We start from the raw sequence: 16,666 nt of genomic DNA on the forward strand, positions 1-16,666 counted from the left end.
GTTTTTCGATAAGTTGCAACAGTTTTTTTATGTATAAATTCGATTAAAGGTAAATAATCACGTCCATACTAACTTTAGCTAAAAAGATTTGAGGTGAAATACGGATGAAAAGACAAAGCTATAGACGAAAGATGAAACGTCAAAAATGGGTGAAGTATTCTGCTTTTTCAGTTGTAACGCTCATATGTGCCATAGGTATAGCCATGCTTACGTTACGAGTTTATGCTCAAATCGCTGGAGCTCCCCCACTAACCGTTCCTAAAGCATCCGTGTTTTTAGATAGTAATGGTAACAAAATTGGAGATTATTTAACTGCAGAAAGGCGTTACTGGGTTGAGTTAGATGAAATTTCACCCTATTTAATTGATGCGACCGTTGCAGTTGAAGATAAAGACTTTTATGAACATAACGGATTTGATTATTCTCGTATTGCCAGTGCTTTATTAACAGATTTAAAAACCCAAAGCATGGCAGAAGGTGCTAGTACACTTACGATGCAATTAGCCCGTAATTTATATTTATCACACGATAAAACTTGGACAAGAAAACTTCAAGAAGCCTTATATGCTTATCGATTAGAAATTTTCTATGATAAAGATGATATTTTAGAGGGTTATTTAAATACAGTAAACTATGGACACGGTATGTATGGAATTGAAGCTGCCAGTAAATATTACTTTGGCAAATCGGCAAGTGAATTAACTTTAGCTGAATCCTCTTTATTAGCCGGCATTCCAAAAGGACCAAGCATTTACTCACCAATTAATGATTATGAAAAATCAATGGAACGCCAACAAATCATTTTAAAATTAATGGAAGATCAACAATACATTACGGCAGATGAAAGAAAACGAGCAAATACAGAAGAAATTGTCTTGAAAAATGATCAATGGACTGCTTCCAACTCTGTTGCTCCATATTTTTTAGATACGGTTTGGCAAGAAGCAAGTGAAATATTAGAAAAAGAAAACCTTAATATAGTTGAAGGCGGATGGGTTATTAAAACGACATTAAATCAAGCCCACCAAAAAGCAGCAGAAGAAGCGATTGCCGATAACATGCCAGACAGCGATTTACAAGTAGGTTTTGTCAGTATGGATGTTGAGACAGGACACGTGACAGCTTTAGTAGGTGGAAGAAATTATGAAGAAAGTTCTTTTAATCGTGTTACCCAAGCTGTCCGACAACCTGGCTCCTCCATAAAACCTATTTTATATGCAGCTGCATTAGAAAATGGTTTTACACCTTTGACTTTTTTAGATGTTGGGGAAACTATCTTTACTTACGATAATGGCAGAGCAACTTATAAACCACAAAATGTTAATGGGAAATTTGCAGAGGGTGAAATGACCCTGGCCCAAGCACTTGCGATTTCGGATAACATTTATGCTGTTAAAACGTTAGAGAAAATTGGATATGAAAAATACGAGGATATGTTAAAACGTTTTAACTTAAACTATTCCGATGCGAACAATCCATCAATTGCTCTTGGGACAATTGAAACTTCTTTATATGATTTAACAAATGCCTATAATACAATTGCAAATCAAGGTAAACAAACGAAGCCTACAACGATTTTAGAAATTAAAAATTCAAAAGGTGAAACGGTTTATAAATATAAAAAGCCAAAAGCGGAACAAGTCATTTCTAAAGAGGATGCATATTTATTAACCGATATGATGACAGGTATTTTCGATCCAGTTTATAGCGATTATTCTCCAGCAACGGGTGTTTCTTTACGGCCACGTATGACACATACTTACGCTGCAAAATCAGGTACGACCGTGAGCGACCAATGGTTAGTCGGTTATACGCCAAGTTATACAGCTGGTGTATGGAATGGATACGATCAAGGAAAAACCTTATCTGTACAGCAGGATATGGCTGCTTCGAAGCAAGTTTGGATTGATTTTATGGAAACAATAAATAAAGATAAACAAAATGAAAATTTTGAAGCTCCTGAAGGGGTTGAAGGAGTTCTCATTGACATTGAGACTGGTAAATTAGCAACGGATGCTTGTCCTAAACAAAGGATGGTCTATTTAAAGAAAGAAGATGTGCCAACGGAAAAATGTTCATCGTCTGATTTCTTTGATGATGATTCTTGGAATAATTTTTTAGATTTATTCCCATTCGAAGCGTTTAAAGATTTTTTTAACTAAATTATTATATTCAACAAAAAAGCTCTCTCTTACTCGGAATTATTTCCGACATTAAGAGAGAGCTTTTTTGGCAAATCGAAAGCTTGAGATTCATGGGGCATTCGGCTTGGGATTATACAAATGCCGCATAAGTCTCAAGCAAATCGGGTTGCCAAGTGTCCTAGCTTACTATTGCAAGCTTAGTTTCAGTGTACTTTTTTTCATTCTTACTTTCAATAACCGATTAAATCAGAAAACTATTTTTCACAAATTGTTCAAATTCTTTTTTGTCGTTTCCCCAAAAACTATTGACATTCAAAACAGTTCATTTTCATTTCAAAATATTTTTCCAAAAAAACATACTGTGGAAATTTACTCTTGAACGGTTAAATCATTTCGAAGTTGTTCATCACTATTTTCCCACATTTCAAGATTATGGGACTTTAAAAATTCAGCAAGAACTTTTTTCGATACATCATCCATCTGATCCACAATTATTTTACGTTTCATCGATTTATCCATTTTATTTACGTGATCTGCTAATATTTTATAGCCTCGTCTTTTTTCACGGTTTACAACCATTTCACAAGCAGTTACTCCCGCAAAATAAGGTCCGTCTTCTTTAAAATCAATCGTTACCCAAACTAGCCAATAAGGTTTTCCACCTGCCGAGTCCTCACGATTTGTTGTAAATTTAATGCCACGCTCTACATCACTTTTCGCATGCATCGCACCAATATCAATAAATGCCTGTTTTTCTTCTATATCAATAATGACTGGCGATACATTTTCTAAAGATAACGATCCGATACCAAACCCTTTATGACCGTCAGTTGGATCATTTTTAATAATTGTAAAGCCAATTTTTTGCTTTGGTGTTTCTCCATTTGCCATTGTAAATCCCTCCGTATAAGCCTATTATAATGAATATACACTACTTTTATCCACTTGGGAGGATGTAAAATGCCAATCGTAACTGTAAAATTATTAGAAGGTCGTACTGACGAACAAAAAAAAGCTTTAGTTGAAAAAGTAACAGAAGCAATTGTTGAAACCGTAAATGCGAAACCCGAAGCTGTCACAATCGTACTTGAAGAAATGTCTAAAAACCACTACGCTACAGGCGGCGTAAGGGCAATCGATAAATAATTTACCGGCGTAAAACTTTGTAATAACTCAGAGACACGATTATTTCAAATGGAATGAGTTCGTTTTTTCAAACGGACTCATTCTTTTAGTTTTTTTTAAAAGATGCTCCTTCTATTTAACTCAAAAGTTAATCGCTTAAAGCATTTACCTTCTCCCTTACAATGGGATAAAAAATCCAAACGATAAAAGTACAGACAAACATAATTAGGGCACTTACCATATCATCTTTCAGATTTCCCCAATGATTAAATACATAAAATTGTAATCCCGTAATTATCCCACTAACCATAAAACTAAAGAAGATATATCTTATCCAATTATTTTTAACTCCTTTTATATAAATATAATCATGGGTCTTTTTTAATATAATTACTAAAATAATTACGAATATCATTATTTTCATATGTTCTCACCTACTTATATTGTTCTCTAAACGTAAGAGTCCCACATTTGTCTATAAAAATACCCGTAAAAGTTCCGAGCACTGCTACTTTTACGGGGAAATTCCACCTTTTTTAACTAAATAATACTTTTTGCAACTCTTTTTTTATCTCCGAATCAACCGATGGGTTTTGGAAAATTTCTTTTGGATAGTACACTTTATGATCCGTTTTAATACGACCAGCAATTGAGTCAACAATTAACGATTCTTGAGATAGTTCACGAACTTCACCATTAGGCATTAATAAAAATATCGGAAGTCTCGTAGTTTCTTTTCCTGGACGATAGAAATCATAAGGTAAATCCGATGTACAATCATGGTAAAAATAATATTCCGTATTCACCCCTGCCATCTCAAGAAGCTCTTTCAAACGACCAAAACGTTCAGGTTCTTCCTCTGGATTTATATTTACATATCCAAAAAGTTTTCGATTCATAAAACGAGAGCACAAATCACTTAAAATCAAATCTTGTTCCTTTGTCCAATATTGGAAGTAGGTTAATAAAATATACTCATCTAATGCTAAATAATCTTCTAACCTTATATTATTTTCAAAAAACGCTTTAAAATGAATTGGCTCTACTATAAAAGGATAGTTATCTTTATTTAATTGTTTCACTCGCTTTAATATATTATTTAATAATACTTCTGCGCTTCTAGAAACAGGATGGAAATAGACTTGTAGATACATTTGGTAACGAGACATAATATAATCTTCCACTGCATGCATACCACTTGATTTAATCAAAACTTGTCCATTCCGCGGTCTCATTACCCTTAAAATACGTTCCATATCAAAATGACCATAACTTACCCCTGTATAATAAGCATCTCGCTGTAAATAATCCATCCGATCAGCATCAATTTGACTAGAAATTAGACTCACTACAAGTTCATTTGGATACTTTTTCTCAATCACTTGGGCAACCATTTCAGGGAAATTTTCTGATACTCTTTTTAGTACACTATTAACTTCTGTCTCCCCAAGTAAAATTTGTCTTGTGAAATATTCATGATCTGTTTGAAATACATTTTCAAAGGCATGTGAAAACGGCCCATGTCCTAAATCATGCAATAATGCAGCACATAGAATCAGCAATCGTTCCTTTTCATCCCACTCTGGTCGCCCACGGAAAACATCATCAGTAATACGTCGTACAATTTCGTAAACTCCTAGAGAATGATTAAAACGACTATGTTCAGCACCATGAAATACTAAATAGGTCGTTCCTAATTGCCGTATTCTACGTAACCTTTGAAATTCCTTCGTACCAATTAAATCCCAAATAACCTGATCACGTACATGAACGTAACGGTGCACAGGATCCTTGAACACTTTTTCTTCTACTAATTTAGCATTTGCATAATCTTCCATAGACCCCACCTCACTCCCAGTTTGTTATTACTATTATATGTGAGTTTAAAAGGAAATACATCAAACTCCTTTTAAATCACTCGAACAAAAGTAAAAAGGCTATCTTCCATTGTTAGAAGATAGCACCCTATTATTTATCATTTTAGTTTTGCTTTTACTTTTTCCATCAGTTCTTCTTCAGTAAGTGCTGCAACTGGTCTACCATTTACAAACGTAAAGGTTTTTTTACGACCAGGGCCACAATATGAATGACAGCCAATTTCAATCGTTGCATCTGGATCAATATCTTTTAATTTAGGAATTAACGTTTTTAAATTAACGGCCTGACATTCATCGCAAACACGAAATTCGTTTGCCATTTTGTCTACAACCCTTTCTCTTTGTATATTTTATATACTTTTACCATTCGTTTTCGAAAAATTAATCTAACAGATATTTTAGCCTATCAAATCATACCTCTTCAAGTCAAAACTATACATATCAGTCAAAGGTCTTAAAATCGCTAGGCTATCAAAATCTTTTTACCTCATTTAAAACAACTCTACCTTCAAAATCCTAATGTTTCATATGCTATTTCATATTATTTCCTATAAATATAAAAATAATTGAATAAAATTGGAACATCTTGGACACGATAAGTTTTGAACTAACAAAACTATGAACTTTACAGGAGGTTAAAAAAATGGTGAAAGTTAGACAGGATGCTTGGCTAAAAGAAAACGATGAACTATTAGCTGAAGCTGTATTAAGACATGTAAAAGAAGGAAGTACGCAATTAAATGCCTTTGAGGAAGCAGGTGATGCATTAAATCGAACAGCAGCTGCATGCGGTTTCCGTTGGAATGCTGTTGTACGTCGTTTATATGAAAAAGAACTTGCTGAAGCAAAAAAAGAAAGAAAAGAGAGAATGCGAGTATTAGGAATGAATGGTAGACGCCGTTCTCAAGGAGTTTATTTACTACCAAGTTCGCAAAATAGCGAAGAAGTAAAATCCATTCCGTTATCAGCATTAAATCTGGATATTGTAATTGCCTATTTATTGCGTTTACAACATCAAAGCGGTAATGACAATGAAGCTACTAAATGGCGTCATATTGCAAATACAGCAACTGAAAAAATTAAAGAATTAGAAAATCAATTAAAACGACTAGAACAAGAGAATAAAGAAATCCGTGAAGATTATGAGCAATTTGTTCAAATTATGAATCGTGCTCGTAGACTAGTAACGCTAGAAGAAGATGAACCACGTGTTGCTCCTGTATTCAAAATGGAGAAAAACGGAAATTTAGTTGCAAACTATTCAAATAGTAGTAGTGAAAAAGAAAATGTGGACGTGCCAAATTAACGGCGCATCCACGTTTTTCTTTAGAAGTGTTTAATTTTTATTTAACATTTTATCATTGCGTTCAAAGACACGTTTTAAATAAAAGGTGTAAAGTTCCATTTCTTCTTCATTTAAAGAAGATAAGCGAGTTTCATTGCTTAGTTGTTGTAATACATTTTGAATACGGAAAACCGTATCTTGAACTGTTATTCTTTCATTTAATAACTCACTTAAACTAGCCATTACTTCTGGTTGTATCGTTGGATAGGCAAATTTTGTTTCTTCCTTTTTTAAACTGATATCATAAAAATCTTTAATCAATTTTGCCCGTTCACTGCCACTACCTTCGATACATAAATAAATTTGCACCGCAACACCTTGTCTTAATCGACGTTGGGAAATACCTGCAAATTTCTTACCATTTATACTTAAATCATAGGATCCCGGACAGTAAGAACCAACAATTTCATAAGCTTCTATTTTTTCAGCTGCTTCTGGAAATAGCAACTTGATGAAATCTACCATCACATCATATCCAGAGTTAATATGAATCGTTTCATCCTGTTCTGACATAATAATAGAAATGTTCAGTACGCCGCTATCTAATAAAACAGCAAGACCGCCTGAATTACGGACAATCGCTCGATACCCATTGTTATTTAATAATTGAATTCCTTCTTGAACGAATGGTAATCGATGATCTTGAATACCAAGAACAACTGTCTGATCATGAACCCATGTACGTACTGTTGGAGGTGATTGTAATTGTCCTACAAGTTGACAAAGCGTATCATCCATTGCAAAGGATTCAAGAGGTGTTCGATTTTTCATTATAAGGGACTGGTCTATAAATCGCCATGTTTGTTGTTGTAATAACGGATGCATATCATTTACTCCTTAAGAAAAACAATTTACTTAAATTAAGCATACATGAAAACATCGCTGAATCAATGTTTTCTTCTCGTATTTATTCTATCTATAATTGATACAATGTCCTTGTAACGTGTCTATCCGTTATATCGAGACTGTACTCATGGCGAATTCGTGAAATCCAACAAAATACTTTCTTCTAACAAGGAATTATTTTAAATTTATGCTAAGATAATTGTGAATGATTATCAATTAAGGAGTGTTTACTAATGAACGAAGCAGCAATTACATTAGATGGCTGGTACTGTCTACACGATTTCCGTGCGATTGATTGGGCATCATGGAAATTAGTTTCTACAGAAGAACGCACAAAAGCAGTAGATGAATTTATACACTATTTAGAAAAACTAAACGAAGCCCATGTAGCAAAAACTGGTTCCCATGCATTTTATTCTATTATTGGGCAAAAAGCAGATTTTATGCTAATGATTCTTCGCGAAACACCAGAAGAACTGCAAGAGTTGGAAGCAGAGTTTAATAAATTAGCTATCGCTGATTTTACTGTTCCAACTTATTCCTATGTATCTGTAGTGGAACTTTCTAACTATTTAGCTAAAGGTTCTGATGAAGATCCTTATCAAAACCCACATATTCGTGCGCGATTATACCCTGAACTTCCACGTACTAAGTACGTTTGCTTCTACCCTATGGACAAACGTCGTGAAGGTAATGATAACTGGTATATGCTCGATATGGAAGAACGTCGTGAATTAATGCGTTCGCATGGTTTAATCGGCCGCAGCTATGCTGGAAAAGTGAAACAATACATTACAGGTTCAGTCGGTTTAGATGACCATGAATGGGGTGTCACTTTATTCTCCGACGATATGCTTCAATTTAAAAAAATCGTTTATGAAATGCGTTTCGATGAAGTATCAGCTCGTTACGGTGAATTTGGTGAATTTTTAGTTGGTAACTTATTAGACAACGATAAGTTAATTCAATTTTTAACAGTTAACAAATAATTTGGTAAGCCATTTAACGAAATTGGTAATAAAAAACGAGATGTGGTCGAATTCTATCGACATTACATCTCGTTTTTTTCATCTTCTTTCGTTTTCAAAATGAGAATAATCGTATTGATAAAAAATCCGATAAATAAAATTAGTACAAACAAATACCAATGCAATGGTTGTTCGTATAAACTTGCAACTAAAAAAGAAATAATCGCACTGATGACAATTGCAACCCAAATACCAATTTGCATAGGTTAACTCCTTTTTAACATGTTTTCCCCAAGTCATATCAATTATTCCCGTTTTAATTCAAATTCAATCTTGAAACTCTGCCTTTGGACTATTTTATTTATCTTTCATTCAGGCATTCATTTTTACGAACAAATTTGTACTCTAATCATAAATTAAAGTCATAGGCTTTTTTTTATCATTTATTTATTCTGAAATGGTAGTAAAAGCATACATTAATATAGGGTGCTTTGGAAAAACGGCGTAATACCATCTACTAAAGCCCAAGTCTCCGTTTAGCCTTCTATTCTCCTAAGGTAAAAAGGAGACGTAAATTTAATACCGCTTTTAGTCGGACGCATCGTGTCAATAAGGTCCACTGTCTGGTTTTTGGAGACTAACATACTACAGGAATAACAAAGTCCTCTTAGTTGGAAGTATCACAAACAAAGTTATGATCTGGCGGGCAAATTTTCTGTAAAGGAATTTTTCCTAGTTAGCATCCTCTTTCTTAGTTGCTGCCAATATTCGTTTGAACAATGGTACAGAACATGGACTTTGGTCGTTCCCACTCCCTCCTGCCCAGGCGAATATCCAAGTTAAGAATACTTAAATATTTTAAATGAAAGGATGTTTTTGGTTGGTTTATTATTGGAGCCCAAGTGGTCAAAGACAACAAGGTTTCCCTCAAACTCAATTTGGACAGCAACAATTTTATCCTCAAACAGGTCAGCAATTTTTTCCTCAACCCCCTCCACCTGTTTCTGTTCCAAGTGGTGCAACTATGCCACAAACAGGTGTAACAGGAGCTGCTGTTAGAGGCGAGGAATCTTATATTGAAAACATTTTAAGATTAAATCGTGGAAAACCTGCCACTTTCCATTTTACTGTTCCTACCGCAACAGGTGGAGGTAATGGAAATACAGTGACAGTTCGTGGAGTAGTTGAGGCAGCTGGACGCGACCATGCGATTATTCGAGAATTACAAACAAACCATCGTTATTTGTTCCCGATGATTTATTTCGACTATGCAGAATTTGATGAAGAAGTAGCTTATTTCAATCAAACGCCAGGTGCTACAGATCGTTAATTAGGAAAACATCCACCTCAGGGCCATTGTCGGTTCGAAGTGGATGTTTTTCTTATTTACTATTATTTAAATAGTTTAATGTTGCCAATCCTAATGTTTTAGCTGCAATCAACATGGCTCTTTCATCAAAATTAAAACGAGCATGATGATGGGGATAAGCCACTTCCCAATTCGGATCTTTTGCTCCTGTAATAAAAAACGTACCGGGAACCTTCTCTAAATAATAGGAAAAGTCTTCGCCAATCATAAAAGGAGCACATTCAATTACATTTTTCACTTCAGGAACGTTGCAAGCAATATCTGCAATAAATTGGGTTGCTTTTTTATGGTTCACTACTGGAGGATACCCTCTAGTAAAGGAATATTGATAAGTAGCATGGGAACCCTCACAAACCGACTTAAGTAGCAATTCAATCTCTTTTTCTATTAAACTTTGAACCTCTTTATCAAATGTACGCACTGTACCCTTCAGTTCTACTTTGTCGGCAATGACATTAAATGGATTTATCGCTTCAAAATGGCCTACAGAAATAACAGCCGACTTTAATGGGTCTACTCTTCGGGAAACAATGTTTTGAAGTTGAGTAACAAACTGGGACGCGATTACTATGGCATCAACTGAATGATGGGGTTCAGCTCCGTGCCCACCTTTACCTTGAATCGTAATTTCAAATCGATCAGCTGCTGCCATAATCGCACCATTACGGACTAATATATCCCCTAACGGCGTCGGTGCCCACAAATGGGTACCAAAAATCATATCAACTCCTTCTAAACAACCATCCTCTATCATTGGTTTTGCCCCACCAGGAGCTACCTCTTCAGCAAACTGATGAATCAATACGACGTTACCTTGAATTTGTTCCCTCATTTCAGTTAACACTTTCGCTAGCACTAAAAGTGTAGCAGTATGGCCATCATGACCACATGCATGCATCACTCCGTCAATCTTTGATTTATAAGGAACATTATTTTCTTCTTGAATGGCAAGGGCATCAAAATCGGCACGTAAAGCTACGGTCTTTCCAGGCTTTGAGCCGCGTATTGTGGCTACTACTCCCCGTCCCCCAACTCCTTCTCGCAACTCTAAACCTAATTTTCTATAATAATTTGCTATAAAGGCAGGTGTATGTACTTCATGAAATGATAGTTCTGGATTTTCGTGTAAATGACGTCGAATCGATATCATTTCTTCATAATATTGATGAAGTGAAGTAAATAATTGCTTCATGATTTAATCCCCTTTCGCACCTTACTTTAATAATCATATGTTTTTTAAAGGTATGTTCATCCCCTTCACTTTAACATCATTTTAAATGAATTGTTAGTTTATTCTAAAAATTTAAAAGTAAAAAGAAGGAGTAGTCCTAATAACTCGGACTACCCCTTTCTACCCATTATACGTTTTTATGTTTTGATACAGAAACGATGAGAAGAACCCAACCTGCTAAAAATAATACGCCACCTATTGGTGTAATTGCTCCTAAAATACGAATTCCCGAAAGGGCAAGGACATATAAGCTTCCAGCAAAGAAAATAATTCCTGCATTCATAAAGATCACTGCTATTTTAAGTTGTTTAACTGAGCCCAGTAATTTGGAACTCATTAATATTCCAATTACTAAAATGGCTGCTGCGTGAAACATTTGATATTGAACAGCAGTATCCCAAATACCTGTACTATATTCATCTAATATTCCTTTTAATGCATGGGCACCAAAGGCACCCAACGCTACCGCTAAAAAACCATGAATAGCGCCTGATATAATAGAACCTTTCATTTTTAAACCTCTTCTCTTTATCATACTCTTTTTATGTAACTGATTTAAAACTAAAAATCAAAAATCGAATCTCCATTTGCATCCTTCTCTTGTAACTTATGTTCATGAATTGAAGAACGATGAATAACGTTTGAAGGTGACGGAATGTTATTAGAATAAGTAGTTGTTATCTTTTGTAATTCTACTGATTGGTTATTGTTAGGTCTTGTCAAAGCAACATTACATAATGCACGAATTGCACTTAATTGTTCTCGTACTTGTTGTTCATCTTGGGTACCTTTTGCCTCTGCCACAAGTTGCTCGATTTCATCTAACAATTGATGATAAGAAATCATATTTTACCGTTCCTCCATTTTTAATTTAGGGGTAAATTGCATACAATCGAAACCAGAAGATTGTTTCACAACGAGTGAGGGTAACTGTTTGGATTTAAATTGATACGCATTACATCCCCTAGGATTCTGTTGATCCCACGTTACACGGAAGTATTGACATTTGAAGCAATCCACTTTCATTTACAGCAACTCACTTTCTATTTCAATTTATATCATGATTCTATTCGAGAGAAAAGTTATCCGTTTCCCCACCTGCTTTACTATACTTGCAACAAAATATTGATCGTCAATGGAATCCAGTATTAAAATTTATAAATCAATTCCCTACTTTCTCTATTCAATTAAACACCAATCAATCGGTTGTTTTCCCCATTCCGTTAGCTTTTCATTTATTTTCGAAAATGGTTTACTACCGAAAAACCCTCTATATGCACTTAACGGGCTTGGATGTGGGGATTCGATAACGAAATGGTGATCTCCCATCTTTTCAATAATCCGTTTCTTCTTTTGTGCCGGTTTTCCCCATAACACGAAAATAATCGGATCTGGTCGCTCCGCAAGTTTTTCAATGACCTTATCCGTAAATTGCTCCCATCCTTGTCCTTTATGGGAATTTGCTTCACCTTGTCGAACCGTTAACACCGTATTTAATAAAAAAACACCTTGCTGAGCCCATTTCATTAAATAGCCATCCTCTGGAATTGGATAGCCTAAATCACTTTGTAATTCTTGAAATATATTTCGTAAGCTTGGAGGATGTGGAACACCTTTTTTTACAGAAAAACTCATCCCATGGGCTTGCCCAGGACCGTGATATGGATCCTGCCCTAAAATGACTACTTTCACATCTTTATAAGCAATTGTTTGAAAAACGCTCATGACTTCTTCTTTTGGTGGATACACTGTGGATATGCGATATTGTTCATCTAAAAATTTTTTCAAGCTTATGTAATACGGTTTATTCATTTCGTCTGCAAGTACTTCTTGCCAATCATTTTCTAACAACATATTCATTATTATACACCTCTCCTTTTAAACTACTTGAACTATTCTGCAGTTGCAATGATTGATTAACATGTTCACTAAATTTATAAGAACTTGGAGGAAAGGGATTTATCTACTATCAAAACAAACTGACATTATACTTTTTATAATATCTGACTATTTTTATAAAGTCAGAGTTCCTTTATACTTTAGAACCATATATATCATGACATGATTAAAGGAGTATGAGATAAATGGTATTGAAAAAAACATTAACCATTGCTGGTTCCGACGCTTCAGGTGGAGCTGGATTAGAAGCGGACTTAAAAGCCTTTGAAGAACATAATACTTACGGAATGGCTGCTGTAACGGTGATTGCCACAATGGATCCGGATAATAATTGGAGCCACGGCGTTCACACGTTACCAATTGATGTATTACAAGCCCAATTAAAAACTGCCTTTTCTACTGGAATTGATGCATTAAAAACGGGCATGTTATCTACAGAAGAAGTTATTCAAACGACTGGTGAAGCAATCTCTGCTTCTGGCGTTGAAAAAGTAGTCATTGATCCTGTTATGGTTTGTAAAGGTGAAGATGAAGTATTAAATCCTGGTACAGTGGATGCAATGATTCAATATTTATTACCAAATGCACTTGTGACAACACCGAATCTTTTCGAAGCAGGTCAACTTGCTGGTACAGGAACTCCAAAAACAATTGAAGAAATGAAAGTAGCAGCTAAAAAAATTAATGCTCTTGGTGCTAAAAATATAGTTATTAAAGGCGGACGTGCTTTAAATAGTGATAAAGCAGTTGACTTATTCTACGATGGACAAGCATTTTATTTATTAGAAACACCAAAAGTGGATACTACTTACAATCATGGTGCTGGCTGTACATTTGCTGCTAGTGTTACTGCGAACTTAGCAAACGGGTTATCTGTTAAAGAGGCAGTTATCGAGGCAAAAGAATTCGTAGCAGCTGGTATTCTTCACGGATGGAAGTTAAATGAATTTGTCGGTCCAGTTTATCACGGAGCAAAACCTCGTCTTGGTGCACCTGAAGTGACAGTAACGGAAATTTAATTTACTATATAATTTGGCAGTGTGAACATTGTTCACACTGCCCTTTTTACTTTAAAAACCTTTTTCTTTTCATAAAGTAACATTTTTTACTATACTTATTAATAAATAGATGTGAAAGGAGAATTAAGATGAAGGAAGTACAAATCGACGAGCTCCAAGAATTGCTTAATTCTTTTGCGAACAAAGACGTCTATATTCATCTAGAAACAACAAATGGAGCTTATGCTACACATTTTGATGAAAAAGTGTTCAATGCAGGGGCTTTCATTCGCAATGCTAAAATCCGATATGAACTAGCAAAAATCATTGAAGATACCCCACACCGAGTAGGACTAAAAATGGAGCATGGATGGGTCTATGCTCAAGGTATTACTCATTATGAAGTGGATGAAAAAGGTCGTTTGTTAATGGCTGGATTAGACTTTACAGGAAAACTTGCTGTTGCACTAGAAATTAGTGAAACACCATTTTCTTATTAAGGAGTGGATTTAATATGACTTTACAACCACAACGTCAAATATTAGTTGTCTTTCCCCATCCAGATGATGAAGCCTTTTCTTCTGCAGGAACAATAAGACTTTACCGTAATATGGGTGTCCCAGTTACATATGCATGTTTAACTCTTGGAGAAATGGGTCGAAATCTTGGAAACCCTCCATTCGCCACACGGGAATCATTGCCAGAAATTCGCCGTGAAGAATTAAAGGCAGCTTGTAAACATATGGGAATCGAAGATCTTCGAATGATGGGATTACGTGATAAAACAGTGGAATTTGAAGATGATGAAAAAATGGTCAATCTTGTAAAAGATTTAATTGATGAATTAAACCCTTCATTAATTATCACTTTCCTACCGGGCTATGCGGTTCATCCAGATCATGAAGCCACAGGTCGGGCAGTAGTGGAAGCTGTTAGACGTATGCCGAAAGAAGATCGCCCTACCCTTTACACAGTAGGATTTGCTAATAATACAGTGGCAGAAAAAGGCGAACCAAATATTGAAATTGATATAACTAGTGTTAAAACAGATAAAGTAAAAACTTTACAAGCCCATGCTTCTCAAACGGCATGGATGATTGAAGATTATCAAAAGCGAATAGATGAAGGCGATAATTGGTTAGATAAAGAACGTTTTTATCTATTTAATTTTGAAGATTAATTTGATAATATAAAGGGGCAGGTAATTATTTCCTGCCCCTTTTCTATTCAAACTTTTTTATTTTTATTCAATACTATAATTCTATTCTCTTTATTAATTGATATTTTATAATCCTTTTATTTCCTGTATATTCAAATTTCATACATTTATAAATTTCGCAATATTTTTACTTTAATCAAACGTATTTACAACTGTATATAAAGACTTTATAGTGTATAAATATTCAATCATACTATTAAAGAGGTAAACAAATGACGAAAAAATTCCCTTCATATACATGGTTTCTTTTTATCTTTTTGTCCTTAGTGGGTATTTTCTTATTTATTACACCGGTTAATACAGCCGATGGATTAAAGGTGCCTATTGCTTTGTTAGCTAATACACTTTCTGCAAATGTCGTAAGCTTTATTCACTGGTTTGCATGGATTATTTTTATTATTGCTGCTATTGGTTCTGTCATTATGCAGTTCATTCCAGAAAAAGAACAACGTACGTTATTCGACTCATTATTCCGTGTCAATTGGTTCTGGACAATTATGCGCATACTGGCAGTTATCTTTGCAACAATGTTTTTATTCCAAGTTGGACCTGAAATTTTCACTAGCGAAAATACATCTGGTCTATTACTAGCTCCAGATGGCGGTCTAGTAACGATGATGTTCTCACTATTCCTATTCGCTGGTTTGTTACTTCCATTATTAACGGACTTTGGTTTACTAGAGTTTTTCGGTTCCATGATGGTAAAAATCATGCGTCCATTATTTAAAATCCCTGGTCGCTCAGCTATTGACTGTTTAGCATCATGGGTTGGAGACGGTACAATCGGAGTACTTTTAACAAGTAAACAATATGAAGAAGGTAATTATACTGCACGGGAAGCAGCTACAATCGCAACAACGTTTTCGGTTGTATCCATTACATTCTGCTTTGTCGTATTAGAAACAGTTGATTTAAACAATTATTTCATCCAATTTTACGGATCAGTGATTTTAGTGGGACTTATTTTAGCATTTATTATGCCACGTATTTTTCCATTAAGCCGCAAACCAGATATGAATATTGATGGCTCTATTCCCGATGATAATCGGGAAGATATTCCAGAAGGATTTAACGCTTTTTCACTAGGTTTACACAATGCTTTATCAAAGGCAGATAGTAATAAAAATCTAGGTAAAGTAATTGGGGCAGGTTTTAAAAACGTACTTGAAATGTGGTTTGCGATTACGCCTGTTATTATGGCATTCGGTACAATCGCTTTAGTTCTTGCTGAATATACAAGTTTCTTTAAAATTTTAGGTATGCCTTTTGAGCCAATTTTAGCAGCATTACAAATTCCATTTGCCGATCAAGCAGCTCAAACAATGATTGTTGGTTTTGCAGATATGTTATTACCATCCGTTTTAGGTGCTGGCATCGAATCAGATTTAACTCGATTCTTTATCGCTACTGTTTCTGTTACTCAATTAATTTACATGTCGGAAGTCGGAGGATTAATTTTAGGTACGAAACTTCCATTGAAAATTTGGGATTTATTCCTTATCTTCTTAATCCGAACGATTATTTCCATCCCTATTATTGCCTTAATTGCACATATTCTATTTTAAATTTTCAAAGACTGGCATTCGCCAGTCTTTTTATATTTTTCTAGGAAATTAGAACACAATTGAAAAATGTTTTTTATTTT

General features: G+C 34.9%; 18 protein-coding genes. 9 read left to right on the forward strand and 9 right to left on the reverse strand.

Annotated features, from left to right (window positions below):
* Positions 1 to 104: 104 nt before the first annotated feature.
* Positions 105 to 2,162 carry a transglycosylase domain-containing protein gene (locus H9636_RS02470; protein WP_191706068.1) on the forward strand — a complete coding sequence of 686 codons (2,058 nt, stop codon included), beginning with the start codon at positions 105 to 107 and terminating at the stop codon, positions 2,160 to 2,162.
* 351 nt (positions 2,163 to 2,513) lie between these two features.
* Here the strand turns inward: H9636_RS02470 and H9636_RS02475 are convergent, their stop codons facing one another.
* Positions 2,514 to 3,035 carry a YwhD family protein gene (locus H9636_RS02475; RefSeq protein WP_191706069.1) on the reverse strand — a complete coding sequence of 174 codons (522 nt, stop codon included), beginning with the start codon at positions 3,033 to 3,035 and terminating at the stop codon, positions 2,514 to 2,516.
* Positions 3,036 to 3,104: 69 nt separating this feature from the next.
* Here H9636_RS02475 and H9636_RS02480 point away from each other — a divergent pair, with 69 nt between their 5' ends.
* On the forward strand, positions 3,105 to 3,290 hold the full coding sequence (locus H9636_RS02480) for a 2-hydroxymuconate tautomerase (RefSeq protein WP_122972423.1): 186 nt from the start codon (positions 3,105 to 3,107) through the stop codon (positions 3,288 to 3,290).
* A gap of 515 nt (positions 3,291 to 3,805) precedes the next feature.
* Here the strand turns inward: H9636_RS02480 and H9636_RS02485 are convergent.
* Positions 3,806 to 5,107, reverse strand: a complete 1,302-nt coding sequence (locus H9636_RS02485; RefSeq protein WP_191706070.1) for an HD domain-containing protein — start codon at positions 5,105 to 5,107, stop codon at positions 3,806 to 3,808.
* Positions 5,108 to 5,244: 137 nt separating this feature from the next.
* Entirely contained in the window at positions 5,245 to 5,466 is a 222-nt protein-coding gene (locus H9636_RS02490) for a DUF1450 domain-containing protein (protein WP_122972425.1), read from the reverse strand.
* A 323-nt stretch (positions 5,467 to 5,789) separates the two neighbouring features.
* Here H9636_RS02490 and H9636_RS02495 point away from each other — a divergent pair, with 323 nt between their 5' ends.
* Positions 5,790 to 6,452, forward strand: a complete 663-nt coding sequence (locus tag H9636_RS02495) for an RsfA family transcriptional regulator (RefSeq protein WP_191706071.1) — start codon at positions 5,790 to 5,792, stop codon at positions 6,450 to 6,452.
* 30 nt (positions 6,453 to 6,482) lie between these two features.
* On the opposite strand, the gene H9636_RS02500 is transcribed toward H9636_RS02495, so the two are convergent.
* Positions 6,483 to 7,316 carry a lipoate--protein ligase family protein gene (locus H9636_RS02500; protein WP_191706072.1) on the reverse strand — a complete coding sequence of 278 codons (834 nt, stop codon included), beginning with the start codon at positions 7,314 to 7,316 and terminating at the stop codon, positions 6,483 to 6,485.
* A gap of 254 nt (positions 7,317 to 7,570) precedes the next feature.
* Here H9636_RS02500 and hemQ point away from each other — a divergent pair, with 254 nt between their 5' ends.
* Positions 7,571 to 8,326: a hydrogen peroxide-dependent heme synthase gene (hemQ, locus tag H9636_RS02505; RefSeq protein ID WP_191706073.1), complete on the forward strand. Its 756-nt coding sequence runs from the start codon at positions 7,571 to 7,573 to the stop codon at positions 8,324 to 8,326.
* 62 nt (positions 8,327 to 8,388) lie between these two features.
* Here hemQ and H9636_RS02510 read toward each other — a convergent pair whose 3' ends face one another.
* Positions 8,389 to 8,568 carry a hypothetical protein gene (locus tag H9636_RS02510; protein ID WP_191706074.1) on the reverse strand — a complete coding sequence of 60 codons (180 nt, stop codon included), beginning with the start codon at positions 8,566 to 8,568 and terminating at the stop codon, positions 8,389 to 8,391.
* A gap of 617 nt (positions 8,569 to 9,185) precedes the next feature.
* On the opposite strand from H9636_RS02510, the gene H9636_RS02515 reads away from it, so the two are divergent.
* Complete coding sequence (locus H9636_RS02515; RefSeq protein ID WP_225230028.1) at positions 9,186 to 9,635, forward strand: spore coat protein GerQ; 450 nt, start codon at positions 9,186 to 9,188, stop codon at positions 9,633 to 9,635.
* A gap of 52 nt (positions 9,636 to 9,687) precedes the next feature.
* Here H9636_RS02515 and H9636_RS02520 read toward each other — a convergent pair whose 3' ends face one another.
* The 4 genes from H9636_RS02520 to H9636_RS02535 form a co-directional block, all read right to left on the reverse strand.
* Positions 9,688 to 10,866, reverse strand: a complete 1,179-nt coding sequence (locus tag H9636_RS02520; RefSeq protein WP_191706076.1) for a M20 family metallopeptidase — start codon at positions 10,864 to 10,866, stop codon at positions 9,688 to 9,690.
* A 166-nt stretch (positions 10,867 to 11,032) separates the two neighbouring features.
* Positions 11,033 to 11,416, reverse strand: a complete 384-nt coding sequence (locus H9636_RS02525) for a DUF423 domain-containing protein (protein WP_191706077.1) — start codon at positions 11,414 to 11,416, stop codon at positions 11,033 to 11,035.
* Between the two features lie 50 nt (positions 11,417 to 11,466).
* Complete coding sequence (locus H9636_RS02530) at positions 11,467 to 11,751, reverse strand: YwdI family protein (RefSeq protein WP_191706078.1); 285 nt, start codon at positions 11,749 to 11,751, stop codon at positions 11,467 to 11,469.
* Positions 11,752 to 12,084: 333 nt separating this feature from the next.
* Positions 12,085 to 12,765 carry a uracil-DNA glycosylase gene (locus tag H9636_RS02535; protein WP_191706079.1) on the reverse strand — a complete coding sequence of 227 codons (681 nt, stop codon included), beginning with the start codon at positions 12,763 to 12,765 and terminating at the stop codon, positions 12,085 to 12,087.
* Positions 12,766 to 12,989: 224 nt separating this feature from the next.
* Here H9636_RS02535 and thiD point away from each other — a divergent pair, with 224 nt between their 5' ends.
* The 4 genes from thiD to H9636_RS02555 all read left to right on the forward strand — a co-directional run bounded on the left by thiD (position 12,990) and on the right by H9636_RS02555 (position 16,586).
* Positions 12,990 to 13,823, forward strand: coding sequence for a bifunctional hydroxymethylpyrimidine kinase/phosphomethylpyrimidine kinase (gene thiD / locus H9636_RS02540; RefSeq protein WP_191706080.1), 834 nt, complete (start codon positions 12,990 to 12,992; stop codon positions 13,821 to 13,823).
* A gap of 128 nt (positions 13,824 to 13,951) precedes the next feature.
* The gene (locus H9636_RS02545; RefSeq protein WP_191706081.1) at positions 13,952 to 14,302 is read left to right on the forward strand and encodes a YojF family protein; all 351 of its coding nucleotides are present in this window, start codon (positions 13,952 to 13,954) and stop codon (positions 14,300 to 14,302) included.
* 14 nt (positions 14,303 to 14,316) lie between these two features.
* A complete protein-coding gene (gene bshB2, locus H9636_RS02550; RefSeq protein WP_191706082.1) occupies positions 14,317 to 14,982 on the forward strand; it encodes a bacillithiol biosynthesis deacetylase BshB2 in 666 nt (221 codons plus the stop codon).
* A 251-nt stretch (positions 14,983 to 15,233) separates the two neighbouring features.
* On the forward strand, positions 15,234 to 16,586 hold the full coding sequence (locus H9636_RS02555) for a YjiH family protein (protein WP_191706083.1): 1,353 nt from the start codon (positions 15,234 to 15,236) through the stop codon (positions 16,584 to 16,586).
* Positions 16,587 to 16,666: the final 80 nt, after the last annotated feature.

The organism is Ureibacillus galli, from assembly GCF_014836845.1.
GTDB classification, from domain to species: Bacteria; Bacillota; Bacilli; order Bacillales_A; family Planococcaceae; genus Ureibacillus; species Ureibacillus galli.